A 15362-nucleotide genomic window follows, 5' to 3' on the forward strand; every position below is an offset into this window, starting at 1 on the left:
CCTCAGTGCCAGCCTACGCGCTCGGCGGCGGGGATCATGTCATCGGCGCGGGCATGGATCATCTCCATCAACTCGCGCCGCACCGCCCCCTGCCCGGCATCGTCGAACAGGTTGACCATTTCATCCGGGTCTTCCTGCAAGTCATAAAGCTCACCCGTTTCGGTATTGAGATCGACCGACATGCGGTAGCGCGCGGTTTTCACGGTGCGCAGGTCCAGGTCGACGGCGCTGCGGATGGCGTCGACCTCGTATTCGCTGAGGGCGAAATCACGAGAGCCCGATCCGTCGAACAGGGGACGCCATGAGGCGCCGTTGTCCGGTTCCGCCGCGATGCCGCAGAGATCGGCCACGGTGGAACGGATGTCGATCGTGTTGACCGGGTCTTTGACGACCTTGCCGCCGGCAATGCCCGGCCCGGCAATCAGGCAAGGCACCCGCAACAACCCGTCGTAAAGCATCGGCCCCTTCAGCAGCAGCCCGTGATCGCCCAGCCATTCGCCGTGGTCCGAGATGAAAATGACAATGGTATTGTCCAGCTTTCCCTGCGCTTCCAGCGCATCGAGAAGCCGGCCGACCTGATGATCTACCGCTTCGATCATGCCGAAATAGATCGCCGTGATATCGCGCAGCGCCTTTTCGCTCAGTTCTCCGCGCTGGCCCCAATCGACCCCGCCGGCATTGTGTTCGGCGCCCTGCTTGGTGCGGTCTCGGCTTTCGATGAACTTGCGATGCCACCAGGGACGATTTTCCAGGTCCAGAACCGGGTGGCGGGCGATCTCGACGTCCTGCGGGCCATAGGCATCGCACCATGGGCGCGGCGCCAGGAACGGGGGATGCGGGTCGGGAAACGAGACCCAGGCGAAAAACGGCGCGTCACGCCTGGCTTCGATCATCTCGACCGCCCGGTCGCCAATCCAGGGCGAGGAATGCCATTCCTCTTCCAGCGCCGATCGCCAGGCCTGGAAATGCGCGGTCTGCGGGTCAAGCCGTTCCTTGGCCTTTTCCCAGCGCACCCCGCCCTGCCCGTCCTGGTCCAGCCAGTATTCATAGTTCAGCGCCTCGGGCGGGTTGTACCACTTGGTATGGTGGTGCGGGCGCAGCATCATCTGCACGTCGCGGAACCCGAAATAGTCACCGCGCCAGCCCTGCGGAAAATCTTTGGCGCTTTTGTAGCATTCCACCCGGCCGGTGGGCTGAAATGTCTGCTGCGATGAGAAATGCGCCTTGCCTATGAAATGGGTGTCATAACCCGCCGCGTCGAAAATGCCGCCCAGCCCCTGCGCCCCGAAGCTTTCGGCCAGATCACGGCCATTGTCGCGGACACCGTGACTGTAGGGCAGCTTGCCGGTCAGGATCGAGGCACGCGCGGCCTGGCACATCGGATGCGGTGTGATGCAATTGCTGAAACGCACCCCTCGCGCTCCGATCCGGTCGATGTTGGGGGTCCGGACACCACGACCTTCGGGACCGATGCAATCGCCGCGCTGCTGGTCTGTCGAGATGAGAATCACGTTGGGTCTGGTCATCGATTCCGGTCCTTGTACCTGTCTGCACCACGATTCTGCGGCCACAAATGTGCTGTCATGCAAAAAGTGTACATTATTTTTTGACATTTTGGCAAGCTGCCTTGTTGGATAACCTTTACACGTTGTTATTATTAGCTTTTATTGCGAAAACGGCCAGGTTGAACCAGCATGAAAACAGCGCTCTCATCCGACAAAACCGCGCGATTTGGCTTCCCATATCGAAATTTCAATGTACTAAATGCACAAATGATGTATGATTTTGACCATCAAGGAGGAGCCAATGAAAACTTCACGAATTCTCAAATCCATCACCCTGGGCCTGGGCGCATCGCTTCTGGCCTCGACCGTGCTTGCCGATGTCACGCTTGATGTCGTCGCATGGAAAGGCAATGAAGCCCAGCCTGCGGGCCTGCCGGAACTGATCCAGAAGTTCGAAGCCGAAAACCCCGGCATCAAGATCGACCTGACCTATGTCGCCCGCAAGGACGTCGACAAGGTCATCCCACCCCGTCTGCAAGGCGGCAACCCGCCGGACGTGACCATGGTGGACTCGTCTCTGGTCAAGCTCTGGGGGGGCGCCGGGTTCCTCAAGGACCTTGGCACCGACAGCGCCTGGTACGGCAACATGATCCCCGCCGTGCAGGAAACCTTCACCATTGACGGCACCATCATGACCCTGCCGCTGGAAGTGATCGGCATGGGCAATTTTGTCAACATGGACCTCCTGGCCAAGGTCGGTATCGACAAGGCCCCGGTCACCGTGGACGAGGTTGTGGCGGCCTGCAAAGCATTGGCTGCGGACGGCATCAGCCCGATGATCTTCGCAGGCGGGTTCCCCGCCATGCTCTGGGTCGGCGCAAACGGGATTGACCCCAAGGGCACGTCGCCCGTCGCCTATGGCATGGGCGAGGTGACATTTGTCGATGACGCCAATTACAACGCCTCGCTGGACTCGGTACGGATGCTGGTGGATGCGGAATGTTTCGACCCCGAGCTTCAGGCCGGTCTCGATCCATGGTCGACCGCGCTGGAAGAATTCAAGTCGGGCCGCGTCGCGATGCTGCCGCAGGGCGCATGGAACATCGCCAATTTCTCGAAGATCGAGGGGCTGAATTTCCAGTTCGCACCGATGGCATCCGCCTATTCCGACGTCGGGCTGGCGCTGGACCTGGTTGGGCCCGGCTGGTCGATCCCGACCGACTCGGAGCATCCCGAAGAGGCGCGGAAATGGGTTGAGTTCTTTGCCGACCCCGAGAACCTGAGTGTCTTTCTTGAGGCCGAAGGCGCCTATAGCCCCTTTACCGGCGGCACGGACACAATGCCCGCACTGGCCGCGCCCTATGGTCACGCCCGCGCCGAAGGCAGCCTGATCCTGTGGCCCTTCTCGACCCTGGCCTATCCCAAGCCGCTGCAATCGGAATGGGAAGACAGCCTGACCGGGTTCCTTCTCGACATCTCGAAGCCGAACGAGGACACTCTTCAGCGCTGGGATGACGTGGTCGAAGACAACCTCTGAACCCTTCCTCCCCGTTTCGGGTCCCGCCTTTGACGGTGGGGCCCGGAGCAAACTGAACGACCCATTCGACGGAGGCCGGACATGCGCACAAGGTTTTCCCTTTACCTGTTCACCATCCCCGCCCTGATCGTGCTGATCGTCTTTTTCGTTCATCCGATCATCATGACCTTCAACATGTCGACCACCAATTTCGCCGGCATCGGCGAAGCCAAAGAGATCGGCTGGCGGAACTACGAACGCATCTTCTCGCGGGATCGGTATCTGCGCGAGATCTGGGTCACGTTGCAATTCACCGTGATTGTCGTGGCCTCGCTGACCGTCACGGGGCTGTTTTTCGCGGCCATGCTGCATCGTCTGCCGCTGATCCGCAATTTCTGCCGTGCTGCGCTCTATACCCCGGCAATGATGTCTTTCGTCGTGGTCGGCTATATCTGGCAATTCATCTATTCCCCGATCAACGGCGGGCTGAACGTTGCCCTGACGGACCTCGGGCTTGGCGCGCTGGCGCAGAACTGGCTGGGCGACCCCGACATCGCGCTTTATGCCGTCGCCTTCACCCAGATCTGGATGTTCTCGGGTTTTACCTGCGCCATCTTCCTGGCCGGGTTTGCCGGCATCCCGACCGAGATCGAAGAGGCCGGACGGCTTGAGGGCGCATCGTCCTGGCAACGGTTCCGCTATCTTGAACTGCCGCTTCTGGGGCCGTCGATCACCGTCAGCGTGATCCTGACCACCATCGGCACGCTGAAAACCTTTGAACTGCCCTTCATCCTGACCAAGGGCGGACCCGACGGCGCCACGCGAACCCTGTCGATCGAGATCATCGACAACCTGTTTGGCCAGTACAAGTTCGGCTTCGCCTCGGCGCTGTCGATCGTCATGCTGATTATCGTCATCGCCGTCGCCATGGTTCAGAACAAGGTCCTTCGTGACCGGGAGAACGTGACATGACCACTGCAACCGACATCCGTTCCATCGACAGGGTCGAAGTCGACCGGGGGCACATCGCGCGCCGCATCAAGTCGGTGCTGGTCCACGGCCTTGTCCTGTTTCTTGTGGCCATCATGCTGTTGCCGCTGTTCTACATGGTGATGATGTCGTTCAAGACCTCGACCGAGATTGCACAGGATCCGCTGGGGCTGCCGTCGAGCCTTTATCTTGGAAATTACATGAACGCGCTGGCCTCGATGGGCTATGTGCGCTCGGTTCTCAACTCATTGGGCATCACCATTTCGGTGATCGTGGTGGTCGTGCTGGCGGGCGCGATGGCCGCCTATCCGCTGGCGCGTATCCAGAACCGCATCAGCCGCATCATCGTGATGATCATGGCGCTTGGCCTTGCGACGCCGAATTTCGTCACCATCACCCCGATCTACGTGATCTTCCGCGACCTTGGGCTGCTGGACAGCTATGTCGGCATCGTTTTGGCCTTCGCCTCTCTGAAACTGCCGCTGGCGGTGTTCTTCTATACCGGGTTCATCGCCGCCATCCCGATTGAACTGGAAGAGGCCGCGCGGCTTGAGAACTGCAACAACTGGCAGGTGTTCTGGCACGTGATCCGCCCGCTTCTGGCCCCGGTCACGGCGACGCTGTCGCTGTTCGTGATGCTGATGGTGTGGAACGATTTCACCTATCCGCTGCTTCTGCTCACCGACAAGGACAAGTTCACGGTGATGATCGCGGTCTATCGCTCTGTCGGAAATACCGGCATCGACCCGACCATGCTGTTCCCAGCCGCCGTGCTGGGGTCCCTGCCCCTGCTGATCCTGTTTGCCGTGTTCCAGCGCCGCATCATGTCCGGCGCCATGGCAGGAGCGGTGAAATGAGCGGGCTTCTGTCAGGCAGGACCATCGTCGTCACCGGCGCGGGTGCGGGCATCGGCCTGGGCATCCTGCGCCAGGTGATCGCCGCTGGAGGTACCGGCATCGGCTTTGACATCTCAGACAGCGCCGAGGCAAAAGTCACCGCCGAGGGCGGCGAGTTTCACAAGGTCGATGTGGCCGATCTGGACGGGTTCGATGCCGCGCTTCATGCGGTGCGCGACCGCCACGGACGGCTGGACGGGCTGGTCAACAATGCCGGGGTCACGATCAACGTGCCCTTTCTCGAGATGACCCGCGACCAGATGGAAACGATCTGGACGGTCAACCACCGCTCGGTCCTGTTCGGCTGTCAGGCGGCGGGGCGGATCATGGTCGACCAGGGCACCGGCGGGGCGATTGTCAATATCTCCTCGAACCACGCCCGCTGCACCAATCCCGGATTCGAGGCTTATGCCGGCTCGAAAGGTGCGATCACCGCGATGGTGCGCGCCATGGGCTGGAGCCTTGGGCGTCACGGCATCCGGGTCAACGCGCTCTGCCCCGGCCTGACGCAGACCGAGGTTGTCAAAGAGGCGGCGAAAGACCCCGTCAATGACGCCATGTTCAACAGCTGGCACCCCGACAACACCGTCAACACGGTCGAAGACGTGGGCAATGCCGCCGTCTTCCTGCTGTCGGACGCCGCCGCCTCTATCAACGGGACCGAGATCATCGCCGACCGTGGCATGTCCGCCCTGCTTGGCGTCAATGACGCACGAATTAAGAAAGGATAACCCAGTGGCCCAGGTATCGCTTGGCAAAGTCATCAAGAAATACGGCGACGTGCAGGCCATCCACGGCGTCGACCTGCAAATCCCCGAAGGCGCGTTCTGTGTCTTCGTCGGCCCCTCGGGATGCGGCAAGTCCACCCTGCTGCGCATGATCGCCGGGCTCGAAGAAACCACCGACGGCCGCATCGTCATCGGCGAACGTGACGTGACCCATGCGGACCCGGCGAAGCGCGGCGTGGCGATGGTGTTCCAGACCTATGCCTTGTTTCCGCACATGACCGTGCGCGAAAACATGAGTTTCGGTCTGAAAATCGGCGGTGCGGACAAGGAGGAGATCCGTCAGAAGGTCGACAATGCCGCCCAGATCCTGAAGCTGCACGACTATATGGACCGCAAACCCAAGGCGCTGTCAGGTGGACAACGGCAGCGGGTTGCAATCGGCCGCGCCATCGTGCGCCAGCCGGACGTTTTCCTGTTCGACGAACCGCTGTCGAACCTGGATGCCGAACTGCGCGTGCAAATGCGCATCGAGATTGCCAAGCTGCACCAGCAGCTGGGCGCCACGATGATCTATGTGACCCACGACCAGGTCGAAGCCATGACCATGGCCGATGTGATCGTCGTGCTGCGCGATGGCCGGATCGAGCAGTCCGGCTCACCGGTTGAGCTGTATTCCAATCCCGACAACCGTTTTGTTGCCGGGTTCATCGGCTCGCCCCGGATGAACTTTCTGCCCGCCACCGTGGTTGCCAGCGGCGACGGCATCACCGTGATCTCTCCTGACGGGCTGGACGGGCTGGAGATCCCGGTCAAGACCATGGCATCCCCTGCGGTGGGCAGCCAGATCGTGATGGGGCTGCGCCCCGAGCAGTTTTCACCCGACGGCGCACTGCGCCTGAGCCTGGACATCGACGTGATCGAAAACCTGGGCGGTGTGGCCTATGCCTATGGCACGGCAGGCAATGCCGTCGCGGACCAGCTTGTGGTGGAACTGCGCGGCGCTTTGCCGGCCAATGGTGCGCAAAAACTGGATGTCGGCTTCAACGCCGGTGACGTCCTGCTGTTCGATGCCGGAACAGACCAGCGCATCCGGTGAGCGGACAGGCGCAAATCCCGTGGCCCCAAGAAAAAAGAGGCGTCCGATCGGGCGCCTCTTTCCTGTCTTGCATCCTCTGACCGGAGCGCCCGTCCCGGCGTCCTCAGACCCCCAACGGGCCAGCTGGAACCTGCGCGACGCCGGGCACAGGCAGTCGGACGGAAAACAGCGCACCCGAGGTCGGATAGGCCGCCATCTGTCCCTGATCCAGGCCAAACAGGCCGGATGTGATGTAAAGTGTACGCAGATCATCATCGCCAAAGGCGCAGCTTGTGATCCGCTGGACCGGCACCTCGATCCGGGCGACAATCCGACCTTCGGGCGATATTCCCGCGACATAACCCGCGTCGCAGATCGCAACCCAAAGCGTGCCATCGGCATCGACACACATGCCATCCGGTTTGCCGTCGTCAAATCGCAGGAACCTGCGACGTCGGGCAATGGTTCCGGTGACCGGGTCGGCATCAAAGGCCAGGATTTCCGCCGGCTTGCTGTCAATCAGGTAAAAGACGCTTTCATCGGGGCTCCACCCCATGCCATTTGTGACGGTCATCCCGTCCGCCATCCGCCGACACCCCTCGGGGTCATAGCGGTATAGCGCGCCACTGGGCGCCCTGGCGCCCTCGCTCATCGTGCCCACCCACAGGCGGCCGCGCGGATCCACCTTGATGTCATTCAGGCGATTTCCGGGCACGTCCGGCTCCGGGTCGTGCAGAAACCGCAAATGGCCCGTTTCGGGGTCCATACGGTGCAGCCCGGCCGAGGTCGCCACGATCAGCCCCCCGTCCGCCGCCAGCACGATGCCACTGACCAGCGGCGGCGTTTCGAAATGCCCGGTGTCGCCGCTTTTGGGATCCAGGTAATGAAACCACCCCCGCGTGATGTCGACCCACCACAGCCTTTTCGAGCGGTGGTCCCAGACTGGCCCCTCTCCGCAGATGGACCCGGCGTCGAGACACAGCCTGGCCTGGTAGTTGTACGTCATAAGGCACTCCAAGTTTAATACATTATTTTTATAACATCAAACATCGTGATGCAATTTCAGTTCATGCCCAATTACGGAAATCCTTTACTATCGGACTTGATCATGGGATGATCCTGCCATGACAGGCTCATCCGTACGTGTATCCAAGGCCGGCTCTGACGGGGCGGCGACACTTTCATCCGGCGGCGTTTACGAACGTATCCGCCACCAGATCCTTGCTGGCGAACTGAAGGCCAATGAGCGGCTGAAGATCAGCGAACTGGCCAAGAAACATGGCACCTCGACCAACCCCGTGCGGGAAGCGCTGCAGCAGCTGCGCGGTGAGGGCCTGGTGCTGTTCGCCCCCAATCAGGGGGCCAGGGTCCGCCCCATCGACATGGATTTTGTCCGCGATGTCAGCGAAGTCGGCTTGCAGATGGAACCCTATCTGCTGCGCTGGTTCGTACAGACGGCCAGCCCCGAAGACGTTGAAAAACTTGAGCGCATCCAGCAACAGATCGAAGAGCTGAACTTTGCCGACAAACCCCGGCACACCGAATTGAACGACGCCTTTCACGAGACCATGTATGGCCGCCACTACAATCGCGTGGCCTATGACGTCTGGAAACAGCACCGCGAGATCATGTCGTCGATCAGCACCCGTGTGCCAATCGCCCTTGGCCGCCGCGAAGCGATCATCCAGGAACACCGCGATCTGATCGACCGCATCCGCGCGCAGGATGTCGAGGGCGCGGTCGAAGTTCTGCAAAAACACATCAGCGACGCCGGGCGCCACCTGGTCGATCAGCTGCGCGTGGCACGGTCCATGGAAGCTGAACACCACTGATCCGGGCTGATCTGCGCCGTTACCAGTTGGTGACGGACCCATCGGGGTGACGCAGATGCGGGACCTCTTGCTGGTCGGCGACACCGGCCGCCTTCAGTGCGGCCTCATCGACCTCGATCCCCAATCCGGGCGCGTCGGACACGATATAGAACGGCCCGTCCATGCGGACCTGCACCGGGAACATCGTGGTGTCCTGCAGCCCCTTTGTGTTGATCGGATCAAGCCGGGTCTCGACCCAGGCGAAATTCGGCACGGCGGCGCACATATGGGTGGTCGCGGCGGTGCAGATCGGCCCCAGCGGATTGTGCGGCATCAGGTCGATGTAATGGCGCTCGCTCCAGCCTGCGACTTTCATCGCCTCGGTAAAGCCACCGATATTGCAGATGTCCACCCGCATGAACTGGGTCAGCCCCTGCTCAATGAATGGCCCCGCCTGCCACTTGGACGCGAATTCCTCGCCCACGGCAAAGGGCACGTTGGTCATCCGGCGCAAGGCAGCATAGCTTTCCGGCGTTTCGCAGCGGATGGGTTCCTCAAGGAAATCCAGCGTGGCCTCGGGCAGCAGATTGCAGAACCGGGCGGCTTCGGCGAGGGACAGACGGTGGTGATAGTCGATGCCCAGCCCCACCGAAGGACCGATGGCCGCGCGCACCGCCCCGAGCTTTTCCACGGTCGGCGCGATCGAGGCCCGGGCGTCATGCACCACATCGCCGTCATCGTAATCCGGCGCAATGCGGACACAGTCCCACCCCGCCGCAATCAGCTCTTTCACTTCCGCGATCACCTCATCGGTCTTGCGTGCGGTGCTTGTGGCAAACGACCCGACCCGGTCACGCTGCGCGCCGCCCAGAAGCTGGTGAACCGGAACACCCAGCCGCTTGCCCAGCAGGTCGTAAAGCGCGATGTCGATGGCGGAAATCGCGGCGGTCAGCACCCGCCCGCCTTCAAAATACTGGCTGCGGTAACACTCTTGCCAGAGCCGTCCGATCCGGCGCGAGTCCTGGCCAATCAGGAATTCCGAGAACGCCCCCAGCGCGCCGATCACCGCGTCCTCGCGCGATGTCAGACCGGATTCACCCCAGCCTTCCAGACCGTCCTCGGTTGTCACTTTCACCAGAAGCTGCGTGCGATTGCCAACCTTGACCTTGAAAGGAACGATCGCGGCGATCAGTGCGCCCTCTCGGACCAGGCGCGCGGGCGCGGATGCAATTGTTGCGTCTGGCGTGGCGTGCGCCTGATCGGTCATGGTGTCGCTGACTGTCATTGATGCCGGGTGCCTTCATGTCTGGTCTGCTCGATTCGAGCGCCCAGCCAACATATCACTTCATTTTCACAAATCATACATTATTTTTTCCCTTTAGCACTCTAGTCCTCCGCCTTGCTGCACAACCCGAAACCCCGCAACGACCGACAGACCACCAACGCCCTGCCGGGCGGTGGTTGGGAAAGTTGTTTGAAAACAATGGCCCAAACGTCGGGTGGCGCCGAAGCCCCGGTCCGGCTGTGACCGGGGCGTATTAGTCTGGCCAGATCACCCGGAACCCCTGGTGGGTGGTCGTGCTGTCGGGCGAATTGCCCGACCGCGCCGCGATCCGGTAGCGGTAGCAATAGGACTTGTGGCACAGGAACGAGCCACCCTTTGACACCTTGTAACCCTTCATGGCGGCAAGCCGCGCCTTGGTCGCTTTCTTCAGGGATCGGATGCGGAACGGATCAGACGTCCATTCCCAGACATTGCCGACAAGGTTGTAAAGCCCATAGCCATTGGGTTCGAATGATCGCGCCGGGGCCGTGGTCACATAGCCGTCCACCGCGGTGTTCTGGTCGGGGAAGGCACCCTGCCAGATATTGCAGGGCAGGAAGGCATCGTCATCGGGTTCCCGGTCGCCCCAGGGAAACCGGACATCGCCCAGCCCGCCACGCGCGGCATGTTCCCACTCGGCTTCGGTCGGCAGGCGGCCACCCACCCAATGCGCATAGGCCATCGCATCCGCCCAGGACACATGCACCACCGGATGATCCGGTTGCCAGACCTCGGCAAAGCTTTCGGGGCCGTTGATGTCGCGCCAGTTCGCGCCGTCGACCCGGCGCCACCATTCGAAACCCATCACCGCCTGCGTCGGCCCGACGCGCTTGGGCACCTGCGCCCAGAACACGAAGGACCAGCCAAAGCGCTCGGCCTCGGTCACATAGCCGGTGGCTTTGACAAAGGCCTGGAACTGCGCGTTGGTGACCGTGGTCGTGGCGATGCGGAACGGCTTGACGCGGCTCTTGCGGATCGGGTCTTCGCCGTCATTCAAAATCTCGGGCCGATTGGTCCCGACAAGCGACTGCCCGCCGGGAACAGGGACCGTGTCATGCAGGGAAATACCGTCCGGGCGCGGTGTGATCGCCGCATCTGTTGGTGCGGGTTGGTCCTTGGTCCCACCCGGGGGACAGCAACTGGGCTTCGAGGGGTCGGTCATGCCCATCGACTATGCCAAACCGTGCCGCGCGTCGAGTCCGTTGGCGACGCGCGGCGGGTCGGGTTGTGCGGACCGTCAGGCGCGCCCTTCGATCAGCGCACCCATCATCTCGCGTTCCTCAGGCGTGAGATCGGTCAGCGGTGACCGCACCGGCCCGGTATCGAAGCCGCGCAGCGCAACACCGGCCTTGATCGCCGAGACCGCATATCCCGTCTGGCGGTCACGGATGCGGGCGAAGGGATAGTAGAACTCGCGCAGAAGCGCGTCACAGGCGGCATCATCCCCCGCTTTGAACGCCGCGTGGAAGGCCAGCGCCGTTTCGGGGACAAAGTTGAACACTGCCGAGGAATAGGTATCCACCCCTGCCCCGCGAAACGCCTGGGCAAACAGCTCGTGCGTCGGCATGCCGCCGATATAGGCCAGCCGGTCGCCCAGCCCGACGGTGATGCGCTTGACCGTGTCGATGTCGCCAGTACCGTCCTTGAATCCGATCAGGTTCGGGCAATCCTCGGCCAGCCGTGCCAGAGTCTCAGCCGAAACCACCGACTGGCCCCGGTTATAGACGATGACGCCCATGTTGGTCGAATTGCACACGGCGCGGATATGCGCCTCGATCCCGGCCTGCGGCGCGGTGATCAGGTAATGCGGCAGCAGAAGAATACCATCGCCCCCGGCGGCTTCGATCGCCTGCGCCATCTCGCAGGCCAGTTTGGTGCCATAGCCGCAGCCCGCAATCACCGGCTGACCGGGCTGGGTCGCCCGCGCGGTCTTGACCACCTCGACCACCTCGGCCGGCGTCAGCGAGAACAGCTCGCCCGTGCCGCCAGCGACGATCAGACCGGCAATCTTATGCGGCGACAGCCACTCAAGATGGGCGGCAAATGCCGAGGGGCTAAATCGGTCCTGGTCGTCAAACGGCGTTACCGGAAAGGACAACAGGCCAGAGCGGATGATATCGCGCAGGTCGTTGGGTGCGATCATGGGTCAGAGTTCCTTTTGTTGGGTTCGGGCCGCGCCGGGGCAACGGTCCTTGATGGTCGCGCGGCGTTTCATGCCGCAATTGGGTTGGATGACGCCGGGGGGCCTTAGCGGTTGTTTTCCCGGCGCCAGATGGCGAATTTCTGCAGGTTTTCGTCCTTGGTGGCCGGGTAGAGACCGATGATCGGCGCGCCCGACTGCACCTGTTCCAGCGCGAAATCCTCATAGGCTGTCATCTCGACCGCTTCGTCCGCGACCTCGTCGGCAAGGTGGGCGGGGATGATGATGACGCTGTCATCGTCACCGACCACGATATCACCGGGAAAGACCGGCGCATCGCCACAGCCGATGGGCACGTTGATGTCGATGGCTTCGTTGATGGTCAGGTTGGTCGGGCTTGAGGGGCGGGAATGATAGGCGGGCATGTCCAGTTCGCCGATATTCATCGCGTCCCGGAAGCCGCCATCGGTCACCACCCCTTCCCCGCCGCGTTTCATCAGCCGGGTGATCAGAATGTCGCCAGCCGAGGCCGCCGTTGCGTTCTTGCGGCTGTCCATGACCAGCACGTGCCCGGCGGGACAGGTCTCGATCGCGACGCGCTGGGGGTGGTCCGGGTTGCGGAACTCGACCAGCTGGTTGCGGTCCTCGCGGGCGGGCATGTAGCGCAGGGTGAAGGCGGGCCCGACCATGTTGCGCCCCTTGGGTTTCACCGGGCGCACGTCCTGTATCACCTGATGGCGCAGCCCGCGCTTGTAGAGCGCCGTGGCAAGTGTGGCGACGCTGACGGTGCGCAGCTTGTCGAGGGTTTCGTTCGAAACATCTGTCATGGGGTTCTTCCGTTCTGCATCAAAAGGCGTGCCGGGCACGCGCGGTGGAAGGGGTGAGCGAACCGGCCTGAACCGCCCCGCCAACCGGCGTGCGATCTGGTCGGCCGCATAGAAGACGGCTGGCAAGGGCGCCTGTTGCAAGCGCCTCGTCGATCTTGGCAGGTGGCACGTCATCCGCCGCCATCATCCTGAAACTGAAGAAGGCGCTGTCGCGCGCTGACTGACTGGGCAGCGCTCCATACACCGTTCGCGCGTGGTGGATCGTGATCGACCCCGCCGGGCCGGTCATCGCAACGGCATCGACCGGATCAAGCCCGGCAGCCACAGGATCGAACGCGCTGATCGCCCCCTGTCGGGGATCACCAAGCGCCCCTTTATGTGACCCCGGAAACACCATCAGCGGCCCGTTGTCCGGGCCCAGATCGTCCACGAACACGCGCACCACCAGAGCGCGGTGATAGGCAGGCGTCGCCTGATCCCGGTGCCACTGGATATCTGTTCCCTTGTCCGCCGGTTTCAGGGTCAGTGTCGCGTCCTCAAGCCACACATCCGGCCCCAGAATGTCACGCACCGGGCCAAGAACGCGATCCGACCGCATCAGCGCGTCGATTGCCTCGGACCGCGCTTGCGGCTGCTGGATACGGCGCGACAGGCCAGGGCCGGGATCGCGCAGTCGCGCAACTTCGGCTCTGATCTCGGGCCTGATCTCGGCCATGACCATCGCCGGGACGCGGTTTTCCACGACGAGATAGCCATATTCGGCAAAGAACGCGATCTGCGACGGGTTCAGGGCTTCGGGCATGGAACGGTCCTAGTAGATGTCGGGTTCGGGGACGGCCGCGCCGAAATCGGTGCGCAGGAAATCGAAGTCACATCCCTTGTCGGCCTGTTCGACATGGCGGGTATACATCTGGCCATAGCCGCGCTCGTAACGAGGTTCGGGCGCTGTCCAGCGGGCGCGGCGGGCGGCCAGTTCGTCATCAGAAAGATCGACGCGCAGCACGCGGTTGGGCACATCCAGTTCGATCATGTCGCCGGTCTCGATCAGGGCCAGCGGGCCACCGACGAAAGCCTCGGGCGCGACATGCAGGATGCAGGCCCCGTAAGAGGTGCCCGACATGCGCGCATCCGACAGCCGCACCATGTCGCGGTGCCCCTGTTTCAACAGCGCCTGAGGCATCGGGATCATGCCCCATTCCGGCATGCCCGGCCCACCCTGCGGCCCGGCATTGCGCAGCACAAGCACATGGTCGGGGGTCATCGGATAGTCGGGGTCGTTGATGATCTCTTTCAGCGCGGGATAGCTGTCGGCAACGATGGCCGGCCCCTTGTGAACATGGAATTTCGGGTCGCAGGCGGCGGGTTTGATCACCGCCCCATCGGGCGCGAGGTTGCCGCGCAGAACCGCCAAAGAGCCTTCGTGATAAACGGGATTGGTGACCGGGCGGATCACGTCGTCATTGTAGTTGACCGCATCGGCGATGTTCTCGCCCATCGTGCGGCCATTCACGGTCAGGGCGGAAAGGGCCAGCATGTCGCCCATTTCCTTCATCAGCGCGGGCAGACCCCCGGCATAGTAGAAATCCTCCATCAGGTATTCGGTGCCCGAGGGCCGGATATTGGCCAAGACCGGCACGCGACGCCCGAGCCGGTCGAGATCGTCCAGCCCCCAGTCGACCCCGGCCCGGCGCGCCATGGCGATCAGGTGGATGATGGCGTTGGTCGAACAGCCCGTCGCCATGGCCACGGCGGTGGCATTGGCGGTCGCGGCGGGGGTCACGATCTTGTCCGGGGTCATATCCTGCCACACCATGTCGACGATCCGCCGCCCGCAGGCCGCCGCCATGCGCTTGTGTCCCGCGTCTGGCGCGGGGATGGAGGACGCGCCGGGCAGCGTCAGGCCGAACCCCTCGGCGATCGACATCATGGTCGAGGCGGTGCCCATGGTCATGCAGGTGCCATAGCTGCGGGCAATGCCGCCCTGCACCCCGTCCCACTGTTCGGCCCCGATGTTGCCGGCGCGACGCTCGTCCCAGTATTTCCAGACATCGGTGCCCGAGCCGAGTTTCTGACCTGCGTAATTGCCGCGCAGCATCGCCCCGGCGGGCAGGAAGATGAACGGCAGCCCTGCACTGAGCGCCCCCATCACCAGCGCGGGCGTTGACTTGTCGCAGCCCCCCATCAGCACCGCCCCGTCAAAGGGATGGGCGCGCAGGGTTTCCTCGACCTCCATCGCGCCGAAATTGCGATAGAGCATCGAGGTCGGCTTCAGGAACTGTTCCGAAAAGGAATGCACTGGCATCTCGACCGGCATCCCCCCGGCCTGCCAGACCCCCTTCTTCACATAATCGGCCCGGTCGCGCAGGTGGTGGTGGCAGGGTGACAGGTCGGACCACGTATTGATGATCGCGATCACCGGCTTGCCGTCCCAATCCGCCCCGTCCAGCCCCATCTGCATGGCCCGTGAGCGGTGACCCATCGACCTCAGGTCGTCGGGGGCAAACCAGCGGGCGGAGCGGAGATCCTCGGGACGTTTGGGCAAAACCGGAC

Annotated in this window: 14 protein-coding genes; 6 read left to right on the forward strand and 8 right to left on the reverse strand. The window is 62.6% G+C overall.

The annotated features are described in order from the left end of the window. Window positions 1-2 precede the first annotated feature (2 nt). Window positions 3-1526 (reverse strand): sulfatase family protein, encoded by a 1524-nt coding sequence (locus JQ863_RS11800; RefSeq protein ID WP_204114461.1) that lies wholly within the window; start codon window positions 1524-1526, stop codon window positions 3-5. Window positions 1527-1806: 280 nt separating this feature from the next. Between JQ863_RS11800 and JQ863_RS11805 the strand changes: the two genes are divergently transcribed. From JQ863_RS11805 to JQ863_RS11825, 5 genes are all read left to right on the forward strand, one after another. Next, on the forward strand, window positions 1807-3042 hold the full coding sequence (locus JQ863_RS11805; protein ID WP_204114462.1) for an ABC transporter substrate-binding protein: 1236 nt from the start codon (window positions 1807-1809) through the stop codon (window positions 3040-3042). A gap of 81 nt (window positions 3043-3123) precedes the next feature. Further along, a complete protein-coding gene (locus JQ863_RS11810; protein WP_204114463.1) occupies window positions 3124-3993 on the forward strand; it encodes a carbohydrate ABC transporter permease in 870 nt (289 codons plus the stop codon). After that, the gene (locus JQ863_RS11815) at window positions 3990-4868 is read left to right on the forward strand and encodes a carbohydrate ABC transporter permease (RefSeq protein ID WP_204114464.1); all 879 of its coding nucleotides are present in this window, start codon (window positions 3990-3992) and stop codon (window positions 4866-4868) included. The genes JQ863_RS11810 and JQ863_RS11815 overlap by 4 nt, the downstream gene beginning before the upstream one ends. Beyond that, a complete protein-coding gene (locus tag JQ863_RS11820) occupies window positions 4865-5638 on the forward strand; it encodes an SDR family NAD(P)-dependent oxidoreductase (RefSeq protein ID WP_204114465.1) in 774 nt (257 codons plus the stop codon). The genes JQ863_RS11815 and JQ863_RS11820 overlap by 4 nt, the downstream gene beginning before the upstream one ends. Before the next feature lie 4 nt (window positions 5639-5642). Further along, window positions 5643-6731, forward strand: a complete 1089-nt coding sequence (locus JQ863_RS11825) for an ABC transporter ATP-binding protein (RefSeq protein WP_338055519.1) — start codon at window positions 5643-5645, stop codon at window positions 6729-6731. Window positions 6732-6834: 103 nt separating this feature from the next. On the opposite strand, the gene JQ863_RS11830 is transcribed toward JQ863_RS11825, so the two are convergent. Then, window positions 6835-7716 carry an SMP-30/gluconolactonase/LRE family protein gene (locus JQ863_RS11830; protein WP_204114467.1) on the reverse strand — a complete coding sequence of 294 codons (882 nt, stop codon included), beginning with the start codon at window positions 7714-7716 and terminating at the stop codon, window positions 6835-6837. 118 nt (window positions 7717-7834) lie between these two features. Here JQ863_RS11830 and JQ863_RS11835 point away from each other — a divergent pair, with 118 nt between their 5' ends. Next, a complete protein-coding gene (locus JQ863_RS11835; protein WP_204114468.1) occupies window positions 7835-8542 on the forward strand; it encodes a GntR family transcriptional regulator in 708 nt (235 codons plus the stop codon). A 19-nt stretch (window positions 8543-8561) separates the two neighbouring features. Here the strand turns inward: JQ863_RS11835 and JQ863_RS11840 are convergent, their stop codons facing one another. From JQ863_RS11840 to araD, 6 genes are all read right to left on the reverse strand, one after another. Continuing rightward, the gene (locus JQ863_RS11840; RefSeq protein ID WP_204114469.1) at window positions 8562-9788 is read right to left on the reverse strand and encodes a mandelate racemase/muconate lactonizing enzyme family protein; all 1227 of its coding nucleotides are present in this window, start codon (window positions 9786-9788) and stop codon (window positions 8562-8564) included. A gap of 271 nt (window positions 9789-10059) precedes the next feature. Continuing rightward, window positions 10060-11007 carry a formylglycine-generating enzyme family protein gene (locus tag JQ863_RS11845; protein ID WP_204114470.1) on the reverse strand — a complete coding sequence of 316 codons (948 nt, stop codon included), beginning with the start codon at window positions 11005-11007 and terminating at the stop codon, window positions 10060-10062. 75 nt (window positions 11008-11082) lie between these two features. After that, complete coding sequence (locus tag JQ863_RS11850; RefSeq protein WP_204115148.1) at window positions 11083-11985, reverse strand: 5-dehydro-4-deoxyglucarate dehydratase; 903 nt, start codon at window positions 11983-11985, stop codon at window positions 11083-11085. Window positions 11986-12092: 107 nt separating this feature from the next. Then, complete coding sequence (locus JQ863_RS11855; RefSeq protein WP_204114471.1) at window positions 12093-12812, reverse strand: ribonuclease activity regulator RraA; 720 nt, start codon at window positions 12810-12812, stop codon at window positions 12093-12095. A 19-nt stretch (window positions 12813-12831) separates the two neighbouring features. Beyond that, window positions 12832-13614: a phytanoyl-CoA dioxygenase family protein gene (locus JQ863_RS11860; RefSeq protein ID WP_204114472.1), complete on the reverse strand. Its 783-nt coding sequence runs from the start codon at window positions 13612-13614 to the stop codon at window positions 12832-12834. 9 nt (window positions 13615-13623) lie between these two features. Continuing rightward, a complete protein-coding gene (gene araD, locus JQ863_RS11865; protein WP_204114473.1) occupies window positions 13624-15354 on the reverse strand; it encodes an L-arabinonate dehydratase in 1731 nt (576 codons plus the stop codon). Window positions 15355-15362 lie beyond the last annotated feature (8 nt).

The organism is Shimia biformata, assembly GCF_016888515.1.
GTDB lineage: Bacteria > Pseudomonadota > Alphaproteobacteria > Rhodobacterales > Rhodobacteraceae > Shimia_A > Shimia_A biformata.

What these genes read in the sequence shown, in the direction of transcription:
- JQ863_RS11815 (WP_204114464.1), top strand. Translation starts at nt 3,990, where the DNA reads ATGACCACTGCAACCGACATCCGTTCCATCGACAGGGTCGAAGTCGAC.
- JQ863_RS11800 (WP_204114461.1), bottom strand. Translation starts at nt 1,526, where the DNA reads ATGACCAGACCCAACGTGATTCTCATCTCGACAGACCAGCAGCGCGGC.
- JQ863_RS11835 (WP_204114468.1), top strand. Translation starts at nt 7,835, where the DNA reads ATGACAGGCTCATCCGTACGTGTATCCAAGGCCGGCTCTGACGGGGCG.
- JQ863_RS11805 (WP_204114462.1), top strand. Translation starts at nt 1,807, where the DNA reads ATGAAAACTTCACGAATTCTCAAATCCATCACCCTGGGCCTGGGCGCA.
- JQ863_RS11845 (WP_204114470.1), bottom strand. Translation starts at nt 11,007, where the DNA reads ATGACCGACCCCTCGAAGCCCAGTTGCTGTCCCCCGGGTGGGACCAAG.
- JQ863_RS11810 (WP_204114463.1), top strand. Translation starts at nt 3,124, where the DNA reads ATGCGCACAAGGTTTTCCCTTTACCTGTTCACCATCCCCGCCCTGATC.
- JQ863_RS11860 (WP_204114472.1), bottom strand. Translation starts at nt 13,614, where the DNA reads ATGCCCGAAGCCCTGAACCCGTCGCAGATCGCGTTCTTTGCCGAATAT.
- JQ863_RS11840 (WP_204114469.1), bottom strand. Translation starts at nt 9,788, where the DNA reads ATGACCGATCAGGCGCACGCCACGCCAGACGCAACAATTGCATCCGCG.
- JQ863_RS11855 (WP_204114471.1), bottom strand. Translation starts at nt 12,812, where the DNA reads ATGACAGATGTTTCGAACGAAACCCTCGACAAGCTGCGCACCGTCAGC.
- JQ863_RS11830 (WP_204114467.1), bottom strand. Translation starts at nt 7,716, where the DNA reads ATGACGTACAACTACCAGGCCAGGCTGTGTCTCGACGCCGGGTCCATC.
- JQ863_RS11820 (WP_204114465.1), top strand. Translation starts at nt 4,865, where the DNA reads ATGAGCGGGCTTCTGTCAGGCAGGACCATCGTCGTCACCGGCGCGGGT.